The 12,698-nt window shown below is 41.8% G+C and carries 13 protein-coding genes; all 13 read left to right on the top strand.

What is annotated here, in order from left to right; genetic code table 11:
- Position 1 precedes the first annotated feature (1 nt).
- On the top strand, positions 2 to 1,147 hold the full coding sequence (bshA, locus tag NSQ76_RS11115; RefSeq protein ID WP_024422784.1) for an N-acetyl-alpha-D-glucosaminyl L-malate synthase BshA: 1,146 nt from the start codon (positions 2 to 4) through the stop codon (positions 1,145 to 1,147).
- Positions 1,140 to 2,342, top strand: a complete 1,203-nt coding sequence (locus tag NSQ76_RS11110) for a CCA tRNA nucleotidyltransferase (protein ID WP_034623470.1) — start codon at positions 1,140 to 1,142, stop codon at positions 2,340 to 2,342. Before bshA ends, NSQ76_RS11110 begins: the two co-directional genes overlap by 8 nt.
- A complete protein-coding gene (locus NSQ76_RS11105) occupies positions 2,315 to 3,298 on the top strand; it encodes a biotin--[acetyl-CoA-carboxylase] ligase (protein ID WP_025093069.1) in 984 nt (327 codons plus the stop codon). The genes NSQ76_RS11110 and NSQ76_RS11105 overlap by 28 nt, the downstream gene beginning before the upstream one ends.
- 197 nt (positions 3,299 to 3,495) lie before the next feature.
- Positions 3,496 to 4,335: a 3-methyl-2-oxobutanoate hydroxymethyltransferase gene (panB, locus tag NSQ76_RS11100; RefSeq protein ID WP_034623472.1), complete on the top strand. Its 840-nt coding sequence runs from the start codon at positions 3,496 to 3,498 to the stop codon at positions 4,333 to 4,335.
- A complete protein-coding gene (panC, locus tag NSQ76_RS11095) occupies positions 4,332 to 5,198 on the top strand; it encodes a pantoate--beta-alanine ligase (protein ID WP_034623474.1) in 867 nt (288 codons plus the stop codon). The genes panB and panC overlap by 4 nt, the downstream gene beginning before the upstream one ends.
- Entirely contained in the window at positions 5,191 to 5,574 is a 384-nt protein-coding gene (gene panD / locus NSQ76_RS11090) for an aspartate 1-decarboxylase (protein ID WP_024422780.1), read from the top strand. Before panC ends, panD begins: the two co-directional genes overlap by 8 nt.
- Positions 5,575 to 5,687: 113 nt before the next feature.
- On the top strand, positions 5,688 to 8,480 hold the full coding sequence (dinG, locus tag NSQ76_RS11085) for an ATP-dependent DNA helicase DinG (RefSeq protein WP_034623475.1): 2,793 nt from the start codon (positions 5,688 to 5,690) through the stop codon (positions 8,478 to 8,480).
- A 132-nt stretch (positions 8,481 to 8,612) separates the two neighbouring features.
- A complete protein-coding gene (locus NSQ76_RS11080) occupies positions 8,613 to 8,783 on the top strand; it encodes a YpmA family protein (protein ID WP_065214698.1) in 171 nt (56 codons plus the stop codon).
- 12 nt (positions 8,784 to 8,795) lie between these two features.
- Positions 8,796 to 9,281: a cell wall elongation/penicillin-binding protein regulator TseB gene (gene tseB, locus NSQ76_RS11075; RefSeq protein ID WP_024422779.1), complete on the top strand. Its 486-nt coding sequence runs from the start codon at positions 8,796 to 8,798 to the stop codon at positions 9,279 to 9,281.
- 115 nt (positions 9,282 to 9,396) lie between these two features.
- Positions 9,397 to 10,689, top strand: a complete 1,293-nt coding sequence (asnS, locus tag NSQ76_RS11070; protein ID WP_152550501.1) for an asparagine--tRNA ligase — start codon at positions 9,397 to 9,399, stop codon at positions 10,687 to 10,689.
- 99 nt (positions 10,690 to 10,788) lie between these two features.
- Positions 10,789 to 11,493, top strand: coding sequence for a DnaD domain-containing protein (locus tag NSQ76_RS11065; RefSeq protein ID WP_024422777.1), 705 nt, complete (start codon positions 10,789 to 10,791; stop codon positions 11,491 to 11,493).
- 17 nt (positions 11,494 to 11,510) lie between these two features.
- Positions 11,511 to 12,173, top strand: a complete 663-nt coding sequence (gene nth / locus NSQ76_RS11060; protein WP_024422776.1) for an endonuclease III — start codon at positions 11,511 to 11,513, stop codon at positions 12,171 to 12,173.
- On the top strand, positions 12,170 to 12,679 hold the full coding sequence (locus NSQ76_RS11055) for a YpoC family protein (protein ID WP_025093074.1): 510 nt from the start codon (positions 12,170 to 12,172) through the stop codon (positions 12,677 to 12,679). Before nth ends, NSQ76_RS11055 begins: the two co-directional genes overlap by 4 nt.
- Positions 12,680 to 12,698 lie beyond the last annotated feature (19 nt).

Genomic DNA, 12,698 nt, shown 5'->3' with positions numbered 1-12,698 from the left:
TATGAAAAAACTGAAGGTCGGAATTACTTGTTATCCAAGTGTCGGCGGCTCAGGCATTATAGCCACGGAGCTTGGAAAACGTTTAGCTGAAAAAGGGCACGATGTTCATTTCATTACCTCTAGCATTCCGTTTAGGCTTAATAAAGTATATCCGAATATTTATTTTCATGAGGTGGATGTGAATCAATATGCAGTTTTTCAATATCCGCCTTATGACCTTGCGCTGGCAAGTAAATTGGCAGAAGTCGCAAAACGAGAAAAGCTTGATATTATTCATGCGCATTATGCAGTCCCGCACGCTGTCTGTGCGTTTCTAGCCAAACAAATGACTGGACACTCTGTGAAAGTCGTTACGACGCTTCATGGAACGGATATTACGGTTTTAGGCTATGATCCATCATTAAAAGAAGTGATTCGGTTCGCCATCGAATCATCGGATCGCGTAACAGCGGTATCGCATTCATTAGCTGCGCAGACATACGATCTCATCAAACCAGATAAAAAGATTGATACGATTCATAATTTTGTAGATGAACGGGTGTATTTGCGTGAAGATCACGATTTGCTAAAGACACATTATGGTCTTTTACCGAACGAAAAGGTCATCATTCATGTATCAAACTTTCGAAAGGTGAAACGGGTACATGACGTGATTCATGTGTTTCAAAAGATTGCTGAACAGGTGCAGGCAAAGCTGCTGCTCATTGGTGATGGTCCTGAGAAATCGGTTGTATGTGAACTCGTGAAAAAATTAGGACTGACAGACCGCGTGTTATTTTTAGGCAAGCAAGAGAAGGTTGAGGAGCTATATTCAATAAGTGATTTGAAGCTGCTTCTTTCAGAGAAGGAGAGCTTTGGGCTTGTGCTTCTTGAAGCAATGGCGTGCGGTGTTCCTTGTATCGGTACGGATGTCGGCGGTATTCCAGAGGTCATTACACATGGAGAAACAGGTTTTCTTGTCCCGCTCGGCGATATAGACGGAGCAGCAAAGCACGCAGTGTCTCTGCTGAAAGACGAAGCGCTTCATGAAAAAGTGTCAGCGGCAGCTCAGTCTAGTGTTCAGGCTCATTTCTCCTCTGATAAGATTGTGAGTGAATATGAGAAGCTTTACCTAGAATTGATCGAAGGTGATGATGAAGATGAATGAACCATTCACACATGCGATCCCTATATTACATACACTGCACGAACATGGGCATCAGGCTTACTTTGTTGGCGGAGCGGTGAGAGATGTTCTATTAGGACGGGAAATCGGTGATATCGATATTGCGACAGATGCAACACCTGATAAGGTTGAGTCTTTATTTGAAAAAACAGTAGATGTCGGTAAGGAGCATGGCACTGTCATTGTGTTGCATGATGGTGTCAGCTATGAGGTCACGACGTTTCGAACGGAATCAGAATATGAAGATTTTCGCAGACCGAAAGAAGTGGCGTTTATCACGTCGCTTAAGGAAGATCTTTTAAGAAGAGATTTAACGATTAATGCAATGGCCATGGATATAAATGGAGAAATTATTGATCATGTAGGTGGTAAACAGGATATTAAGCGGAAACGAATTCAAACTGTTGGAGATCCTGCGTGCCGCTTTCAAGAAGATGCGCTTCGCATGATGAGAGCTGTCCGTTTTTTAAGCCAGCTTGGCTTTGAACTCGCTGATGAAACGGCTGAAGCTATGAAAAAGGATAAGCATCTGCTTGCCAACATATCAGTTGAGCGCAAAAAGATTGAAATGGAGAAGCTTTTAAAAGGCCGTCATTGTGAGCAGGCCATTCAAGTACTCATTTCAACCAAATTATATGAAGAATTGCCAGGTCTCAAAGAGGAGCGTCTTCATGAATCCTTTCAATCCTTTCCATATTACTTACTGGATGGACTAGAAGAGGTATGGGGGGCTTGCATCCATTTGCTCGGCCTAGATGAAGCGGAGGCTGCGGCCTTCTTAAAAGAATGGAAGCTGTCAACCAAGCTTTTGAAAGAAGCAGTAGCCATTAGTAAATATGTTGATTGTGACTGGGATGCGGAAAACATGTTTGAAGCTGGTGAACACGTGCTCTTATCTAGTTTGAAGATCACACAGCTAAAACATGAGCGCCGCATTTTCTTTGATGAACTGGAGGCAGCGAAGCGTTCTTATGATGCACTGCCGATTAAAAACCTCCAAGACCTCGCTGTTTCAGGAAAAGATTTAATGGCCTTTCGGCAAAAGACGTCTGGGAAATGGATTGCAGAGGAGCTCAATTTTGTGAAAAAAGCCGTTTTGCAAAACCGTTTAGAAAACCGAAAAGAAGCCATAGAGGAGTGGCTTAAAGCATGCGATCCGCAATTAGAAAACGATTAATTGAACTATTTACAGCATCCAGTGAGGATTTTGTCTCAAGTCAGCAGATTTGTGATGAACTTGGCTGCTCCCGAACAGCTGTGTGGAAGCATATGGAGGACTTGCGAAAAGAGGGGTATGAGGTAGAAGCAGTTAGAAGAAAAGGATACCGTCTGCTTCGTAAACCGGACAAAATTAGTGAGGACGAAATTCTGTTTGGTCTGGAAACAGAGAGCTTCGGCAGGCATATTTACTTTCAGAAAGAAGTCGCTTCAACTCAGCTGATTGCCCATGATCTTGTCAATGAAGGTGCGCCCCACGGCACGATCGTTGTGAGTGATCATCAGACTAATGGAAAAGGGCGTCTTCAAAGAACGTGGCATTCACCAAACGGGACAGGCATTTGGATGAGTCTCATTCTGCGGCCTGAAATTCCGCTGCATAAAGCGCCGCAAATGACGCTTTTGGCATCTGTAGCCATCGCAGAAGCGATTGCGCAGCAAACAGGACTCAGTCCATCTATTAAATGGCCAAACGATATTTTGTTGAATGGAAAAAAGGTCGTTGGCATTCTGACTGAATTAAAAGCAGAAGCGGACCAGGTTCATGCGGTCATTATTGGACCAGGCATAAATGTGAACCAAACAGCTGATGACTTCCCGGATGACCTAAAGGATGTCGCCACAAGTCTGCGGATGGAACTGAATGAAAAAGTGGATCGTGCTGCACTTATACAACAGATCATGTCCACTTTTGAAAAAAGATATGATGATTATATGAAGCAAGGATTTGCACCGATTAAACAATTATGGGAATCGTTTGCGATGACGATCGGTCAACATATTGTTGCCCGCACCGTCAATGGGCAATATACGGGGAAGGCGCTTGGCATCAATGAAGAAGGTGTTTTATTGCTTGAAACGGAGGACGGTATCCAAAAAATCTACTCCGCAGACATTGAGATCAAGTCAACTTGAGTGGAACACCCGGCACATTTTTGATATACTTCGTGTGGGCAGTATCTGCAAAGAACTGTACCTGTTAGGAAGAAAAATTCGATAAATTTCTGCCTTGATCCTAAGGGACTTGGACAGAGGGATGATTCGCCGCACATGAGAAATCAAAGCATGTGATGTGAGGCAAGCCATCTCCTCTCCAGAATGAGGAGGAACAAATGAAGACAAAGCTAGATTTTTTCAAAATGAAAGAACAAAACGAACCTATTGTGATGCTGACCGCATACGACTATCCAGCTGCAAAGCAAGCGGAAAAAGCGGAAGTCGACATGATCTTAGTTGGTGATTCACTTGGGATGGTTGTACTTGGACTAGATTCCACAGTTCAAGTCACGCTGGATGATATGATCCATCACACAAAAGCAGTGAAAAGAGGCGCAAATGACACATTTGTTGTGACTGATATGCCATTTATGTCTTACCATTATTCGTTAGAAGAAACAATGAAAAATGCTGCACGCATCATGCAAGAAAGTGGTGCCGATGCCTTAAAGCTAGAAGGCGGAGACGGAGTATTTGAATCCATTCAAGCTCTAACAAGAGGCGGAATTCCTGTCGTCAGTCATTTAGGCCTCACACCTCAATCAGTTGGTGTACTTGGCGGATATAAAGTACAAGGTAAAGACCACGAAAGTGCTCAAAAATTGATTGAAGACAGCTTGAAATGTGAGGAAGCCGGTGCAATCGCTCTTGTGCTGGAATGCGTACCTGGCGAACTGACAAAACGAATTACCGACATGCTGAAGATTCCTGTGATCGGAATTGGTGCAGGAGCTGAGGCAGACGGACAAGTTCTCGTTTACCATGATGTGGTAGGATACGGGGTGTCTAGAACACCTAAGTTTGTGAAACAATACGCGCAAATTGATACTGTTTTAGAAGAAGCGCTCATTCAATATACGAAAGAAGTAAAAGCACGCACATTTCCAGAGGACATGCACACGTTTCATATCAAAGAAGAAGTCCTTGATGGCTTATATGGGGGAATCAAAAAATGAATGTTGTCACCCATATTCACGAGCTAAAAGAATTAATCAAGCAGCATCAAGAAAAACAGCATTCCATCGGCTTTGTCCCAACGATGGGTTTTCTTCATGAAGGACATCTGACGCTTGCGAAAGAGGCAAGAAGTCAAAATGACATTGTCGTGATGAGTATTTTTGTCAATCCGTTGCAATTTGGACCAAATGAAGACTTTGAATCCTATCCAAGGGATATGGAAAGAGACCAGCGTCTGGCAGAAGCAGCAGGGGTGGATATTTTATTTACACCTGATGTGAAGGAAATGTACCAAAATGAACCATCTATTACGATGACGGTTCAAAAGCGGACAGATGTCTTATGCGGAAAAAAACGTCCAGGACATTTTGACGGCGTTGTCACTGTGCTCACAAAGCTGTTTCATCTTGTGTCACCAACAAATGTCTACTTTGGACTAAAGGATGCACAGCAAGTCGCTGTGATCGATGCGATGATCAAAGATTTCTTCTTTGATCTTCACCTTGTATCTGTACCGACAGTCAGAGAAGAAGACGGCTTAGCGAAAAGCTCAAGGAATGTGTACTTGTCAGAAAAAGAAAGACAAGAAGCACCCGCTTTATACCGCGCATTAAAAAAAGGACGGTCAGCTGTTGAAAAAGGTGAACGTGATGTCAGTCGTGTATATCAGCAGATTGAAGAGGAACTTGTTCAGACGTGCGGAGAAATAGATTATATTGAGATCTATTCATATCCAGAACTTGAGCCGCTTCAGCAGTTAGCAGGTCAAGTCATTATGGCGGTTGCGGTGAAATTCTCACGGGCAAGACTGATTGATAATGTGATTTTCCATGTTCCTGAAAGCGGTGAAAAACATGTATAGAACCTTTATGACATCTAAGCTTCATAAAGCAACGGTAACAGAAGCAAACTTACATTATGTAGGAAGTATCACAATTGACGAAGATTTACTTGATGCGGCAGGTATGATGGCAAATGAGAAAGTACAAATTGTCAATAATCATAATGGCGCAAGACTTGAAACATATATTATTCCCGGCGAAAGAAAGAGCGGTGTCATTTGTCTAAATGGGGCGGCGGCGAGACTCGTTCAGCCAGGGGATGAAGTCATTATTATCGCTTATGGGATGCTGTCAGAAGAAGAAGCTAAGACACATACACCAAAAGTGGTCGTGTTAAATAAACAAAATCAAATTGAACAAATGATTGGGCAAGAGCCTGCGAGAACGATTTTATAACGCAGGCTCCGTGGAAACAGAACAGTTTCAGAAGAGAGGCTGTTCTGTTTCATCTATTTTGTCCAGAGCGTGTTTCACTTCAGGGTGAAACGAGGAATTGAGGTGTCCATTTTATGACCGATCAAAGGTTTGTTGTCGTTGATATTGAAACCACCGGGAATTCACCTAAAAAGGGTGATAAAATCATTCAAATAGCTGCGGTGGTCATTGAAAATGGACAAATTGTCGAACGGTATTCAAAATATGTGAACCCGGGAAAAGCAATCCCAGGATTTATTGAACAGCTGACAGGCATTCAGCAGCACATGGTTGACGATGCGGTGTTTTTTGAGGACATTGCCCAAGAGGTGTATGATCTCATACAGGGTGCTTATTTTGTTGCGCACAATGTTCATTTTGACTTGAATTTTTTAAATGATGAACTAAAAGCATGCGGGAAAAATGAGCTGGATGTGCTAGCAATTGATACAGTTGAGATCTCTAGAATTCTTTATCCTGAGCTTGAAGGTTATAAGCTCACTGAATTAAGTGAAGAGCTCATGCTTCCACATGACCACCCGCATAGGGCGGATAGTGATGCGGAAGTTACTGCCATGTTATTTTTAACTTTATTACATCAATTAAAACATACACCGAAAAATGTGCTGAAGCAGCTGCGCAGATTATCCTCTTATCTCCTAAGTGATATAGGACTTTTAATTAAGCAGCTTGAAACAAGCCATGCTAGCCGGGAAGATTCTTTAGTGGAAGTCGGCTCTTTTGCTGTAAAAGATGTCACCAATCCTATCAGCAGGGCGACACATTCAGTAAGTGAAGATGATGAACAGCTGTTTGAGGAAATCAAAAAGAAGCTTCCGCAAACGGTAGAAGGCTATGAGGTAAGAGAAGGCCAGCTTACAATGATGAATAAAGTGAGAGACGTGTTTCATGAAAGAGCCTATGCATTAATTGAAGCGGCGCCGGGTATTGGGAAAACGCTCGCTTACCTCATACCAGCAGCTCTAGAAGCGAGGAAATCAGGAAAACCTGTCATTATTAGTACATATTCCATACTTTTGCAGCAGCAAATGCTTCAGCGCGATGTGCCGATGTTGAATCAATTGCTCCCGTTTGAGCCTGCTGCCTGTGTATTTAAAGGTCGGGCGCATTACATTTGTTTAGATAAGTTTGAGCATGTGCTTCATGAGGAAGATGATAACTATGATGTCGTCTTAACGAAGGCGCAAATTTTAATGTGGCTCCTTGTAACAGAAACAGGTGATTTATCTGAACTGAATTTACCGTCAGGAGCTGCCAATATAAAAGACCGCATTTCCTGTGTGCATATGCCGTTTACATCGAAAAAGCGCCGTTTTAAAGAGTATTGCTTTTATGAGCGCGCCAAAAAAAGGGCAAGAACAGCTGATTTAATTTTAACGAATCATCGTCTGCTTTTATCACAAACGGAGGCATCGTCTATCTTTCAGCATGCTGACGTATATGTGATAGACGAAGCCCATCAATTTGAGAAAACAGCCAATGAAACACTAGGGGATAGTGCGTCTTATATCCAGCTTCACGCGAAATTAACGCAGCTTGGCTCCTTGCAAGGCGGACTGTTAAAGAAACTGAAAAAGAGATTTCATCATGCAGGGTTACAGACAGACACCTTTATTGAAATGGATGAGTATCTCAATCAGCTTCAAATGGAAAGTGACGCTTTCTTTAGCACCGTCCATTCATTTGTGAAAAGGACAAAACCAAAAGCCGACATCAATCGTCTCATTCATAGAGTACGTCATCATTCAAAGCATGCTCAGTGGAAACGGATTAAAGAAACAGCAAGTAAGCTTTGTTCCTTGTTAATTGCTTGTGAGAAACTGTATGAACAGCAAAAAAATGAGCTTCTTCAAAAAAGTGATCAGCTGACAGAACACTTTGCCTTTGAAGCAGAGGAATACGACCAAGTCATGTCGTTTATGCATACTTTTTGCAGTACACTGTACCGGTTTATCTTTGAACCGAAAAACGATGAAACGGTTTGGATTGAAATTGATGCAAAAGGTGCCAAAAACGCAGTCTTTATGCATGCACAGCCGTTAGATACTGGGGAGCTTTTGGCTGATCGTTTCTTTATGAACAAAAAGAGTGTTGTCCTCACATCAGGGACACTCACCATCAATCATCGCTTTGATTATTGCTTGGAACGGTTTGGCCTGCAAGATTTTTACCCTCATCTTGTGCAAATTGATTCACCTTTTGAACTTGAAAAACAGCTTAAGGTCATTGTTCCAGCAGACATGCCGCCGATTACAAACCGTGATGAACGAGATTATGTAAAGCAGGCTGCGCAATATATTAAGGTTATGGAAAAGCAGCAGCATGCAAAAATATTGGTTTTGTTTAATTCACATGAGATGTTAAAAGCAGTCTATGAAGAGCTAAAAACAGAAGGGATGCAGTCAGCCCTTTTTGCTCAAGGTTTGACAGGCGGAAGCCCTGTAAAATTAACGAAAATGTTCAAATTAGCAAAACAAGCCATTTTACTTGGTACGGGTAGTTTTTGGGAAGGTGTTGATTTTCCGGGCTCAGAGCTGACAACAGTCATCATGGCACGTCTTCCGTTCAGGCCGCCTGATTCTCCTCTCATTGAAGCCAAATGTGATGCAGCTAAAAAACAAGGGAAGAATCCGTTTAAAGCGGTCGCTTTACCAGAAGCTGTGTTAACCTTTAAGCAAGGAGCTGGACGCTTGCTGCGCTCTGAAAAAGACATAGGCACATTGCTGATTTTAGACCGCCGAGTGAAAACAGCTTCATATGGAAAACTATTTTTAGAATCACTCCCTCATGCGCCGGTTCACGAGATGTCAAAAGAGTCACTTGAGGCGTATATAGAAAACCTTAACAACGAAAAGCCGCTGTCATAAGCGGCCTTTAGCTGGTGTGGGTTTGGAGTTAATTTATCGTAACGGCTTTTTGTGTTCCGTTGTAAAAATAGTATCGGTTCCCGTGCAGAAAAGTATGACTAACAATATTTACGTACCGAGGAGGAATTAGAAGTGGAAAGTAAAATAGAGGTACTTTCAACTGTTCAAATTAAGCATTCAGAAGACCTATACAAAATTGTTGATTTATTGAACAGAACGCTTAAAAGAGAAGATCTCATGTTTGGATTAGCATTAGATCAAGAAGACCAAAATCAAGCGGTATTTACGATATATCGCACATAGGGGAAGCTTGACATGAAAAAAATAGTCTGGATTATTTCATCTGTAGTGGCTCTCGTTCTGCTTATTGGCATCATCAGCTTTACGTGGATTTATCAAATTGCCATGGGACAAAGAGAACAAGGGCATGAAGCAGCGATCGAACGAGCAAAAGAACAAGCAAACATCGTACAAGTGGAGCAAGTGGAAACCTTTGTCGGGAAAGAAAAACAATTTATTGTTGAAGGGAAAAACAAACAGAATGAAACGACCTACGTTTGGGTTCCTGCCAGCAAAAAAGAAAAAGTGATCGCAAAAAAAGCAAAAGAAGGCATTACCTCGAATCAAGCAGTACAAGCCGTTCAAAAGGAGAACACGGTCTCTAAGCTAAAAGAAGTCAAATTAGCGAGAGAAGGTGACGTACTTCTTTGGGAAGTGACATACTTAAATGAAAACAATCAATATAGCTTCAGCTATGTCGACTTCTCGACAGGACACGTGGAAAAAAATTTAACACCGTAGTTTCTCCTGTCTTGCGTTGACCATGCTGATTTAGAACGGTTATAATAAAATGTATGAAAAAAGATTCACACCTGTCAAATAGGTGAGTTTCTTTCTGGCTTTGGAGGGAATTATGTTGAAAACAACGATTAATCAAGTGTTCAAACACGTCGATCAAGAAGTATCCATCGGCGCGTGGATTGCCAATAAACGTTCAAGCGGAAAAATTGCATTTTTGCAGCTGCGTGACGGGACAGGCTTTATTCAAGGAGTCGTAGTAAAAGCAGAAGTGGAAGAGGAAGTCTTTAAGCTTGCGAAATCAGTCACTCAAGAAACATCTGTCTATGTAACAGGTCAAGTGACAAAAGATGAGCGTTCACCGCTAGGTTTTGAATTGCAAGTGAAATCCATTGAAGTGATTCATGAAGCGACAGATTATCCAATTACACCAAAAGAGCATGGAACAGAATTCTTAATGGATCACCGTCATTTATGGCTTCGTTCTAAAAAACAGCATGCCATTATGAAAATCCGTAACGAAATTATTCGTGCTACATATGAATACTTCCATCAAGAAGGTTTCGTGAAAGTAGATCCGCCAATTTTAACTGGAAGTGCACCTGAAGGCACAACGGAACTGTTTGCTACGAAATATTTTGATGAAGATGCATACCTTTCTCAAAGTGGCCAGCTTTACATGGAAGCTGCAGCAATGGCACTCGGAAAAGTATTCTCATTTGGCCCAACATTTAGAGCTGAAAAATCTAAAACAAAACGTCATTTAATTGAGTTTTGGATGATCGAGCCGGAGATGGCTTTTGTCGAATTCAATGAAAACCTTGAGTATCAAGAAAATTATGTGTCTCATGTTGTACAAAGTGTACTTGAAAACTGTAAAGTGGAGCTGCAAACACTAGGCCGTGATACAGCAAAATTAGAAAATATCAAAGCACCATTCCCGCGCATCACTTACGATGAAGCGATTAAATTCTTGCAGGAAAAAGGCTTTGATGATATCGAATGGGGAGATGACTTCGGAGCGCCTCACGAAACAGCGATCGCCGAAAGCTATGATAAACCAGTGTTTATCACTCATTACCCAACATCATTAAAACCGTTTTATATGCAGCCAGCACCGGATCGTGAAGATGTTGTCCTTTGTGCAGACTTGATTGCACCAGAAGGCTACGGAGAGATTATTGGCGGTTCTGAGCGTGTTCATGATTTAGAGCTTCTTGAAGCAAGATTGAAAGAACATGGGCTTGATCAGGAAACTTACAAATGGTATACAGAATTAAGACAATACGGTTCTGTACCGCATTCAGGTTTTGGTCTTGGACTTGAACGTACAGTTGCTTGGATTAGCGGAGCGCCGCATGTGCGTGAAACCATTCCTTTCCCAAGATTATTAAACCGTTTATACCCTTAAGACGTGAAAGCCTCCAATAAATGGAGGCTTTTTCAAACGTCTTTTTAGAGAGGCACGTGAAATAAAACGTGATATACTTAAAGTGAAGAGGTGTATCCGATGAATAGGCAGCAATTTATTAATATGCAGCAAATGGGGTCGACAAGTTTGCCTAATTTGCTGATTGCTCATTATGAGCAGTTAGGACTGAATGAATCACAGATGATGGTGATGCTCAAGATTAAAATGAATGAAGAACAAGGCGTTTTCTTTCAAACATTTGAAGAGCTTTCTCAAGGCATGACCATTTCAGCGGAAGAGTGCGCGTATATGGTTCAGCATCTGATTCAAAAAGGATTTATCTCGATTCAGCCATTTGAAGACAGGTCTGGTATTCAGCATGACCGTTACTCAGTAGAACCTTTATGGGGCGTGCTGTATGACTTTTTAGAAACAAAACAGGCGAAAGAAGTTCAAAAACAACAGGTGCAGGCTGAAAAATCTTTATATGCTTTATTTGAAGATGAATTCGGCAGACCGCTGTCACCTCTTGAAGGAGAAACACTTTCGATCTGGATGGATCAAGACCATCATGATGCTGAGATGATTCGGCTAGCACTAAGAGAAGCCGTTTTATCAGGGAAATTAAATTTCCGTTATATTGATCGAATTTTATTTGAGTGGAAAAAGAAAGGGCTGAAAACAGCGAAAGAAGCAAAAGAACATAGCCAGCACTTCCGTTCTCAGCAGAAAACGCCACCTTCAAACGAAGAGACGTCCACTTATAAACGACAAGTTCCTTTTTATAATTGGCTGGAACAATAACCAATAAAGGAGAAGGCATGTTATCAAAAAAACAAATCAATGAGTGTTTAGATATTATAGGAGATATGTTTCCAGAGGCTGAGTGTGAGCTTGTTCATGCCAACCCATTTGAGCTTGTGATTGCTGTTGCGCTCTCTGCTCAATGTACGGACGTGCTTGTAAACAAGGTCACCAAAACGTTATTTCAAAAATATAAAACACCAGAAGACTATTTAAGTGTACCGCTTGAAGAACTCCAGCAAGATATTCGCTCGATTGGTCTTTATCGAAATAAGGCTAAAAACATTCAAAAGTTGAGCAAAATGCTGATTGAAGAATATGGCGGTGAAGTACCAAAGGACCGGGACGAGCTTGTTAAGCTTCCTGGGGTTGGCCGGAAAACAGCAAATGTTGTCGTTTCAGTCGCTTTTGGAGTACCGGCAATAGCAGTAGATACACATGTAGAACGAGTCAGCAAGCGTCTAGGCATCTGCCGCTGGAAGGATTCTGTGCTTGAAGTAGAGCAAACCTTGATGAAAAAGGTGCCAAAAGAAGATTGGTCTGTGACGCATCACCGTCTAATCTTTTTTGGAAGATATCATTGTAAGGCGCAGCGGCCGCAGTGCGAATCGTGTCCACTTCTTGATATGTGCAGAGAAGGGCAGAAGAGGCTGAAAAAAGGATTGGTGAAGCTGGCATGAGCGGGGCAGCTGTTTTCACCTCATATGTCGAAAAGCTAAAAGAAAAAAAGGTAGAGATTAAAGGTGATCGAGTAGATATACTGAGAGCCAATCCGCTCGCATATGATCTATCTTCAGAAGTTTTAACAGACGAGTTTCCATGGCAGGAAACGGAAGGATTTGTTCCTGTGATGTTTGAGCTGTGGGACGAATTAAAAGAAAAAATGCTTCCTCGTTTCCAAACAAGAAAATCCCGCTGTGAAGAAGATGATATGCTGCAAGGAATCGTCAGTATGATTGCGATGTTTTACTGGATCAAAGGGGAGAGTGTCCAAACGTTTGAATGGGAACATATCAAGCAAGAGACATTTCCTGTTGCTCCGATTAATTGGACGGAACGTTTAGAGTTCATTTTGCTAAAACCAACTCAATATCACTGCTTTATTCAATTGGACGAGCTATACACGGAATTAAAAAAGCAGTATGGAAAATATGAAGCACTAAAAAAAATCAGACAGCAGCGTTAAAAAAAGCACTTGCCATAGG

Source organism: Bacillus sp. FSL M8-0256 (assembly GCF_038005765.1).
In the GTDB taxonomy this organism is placed as follows: Bacteria; Bacillota; Bacilli; order Bacillales; family Bacillaceae; genus Bacillus; species Bacillus safensis.
The sequence above is the reverse complement of the archived record's forward strand: the minus strand, read 5'-3'. Positions and strand labels throughout refer to the sequence as shown.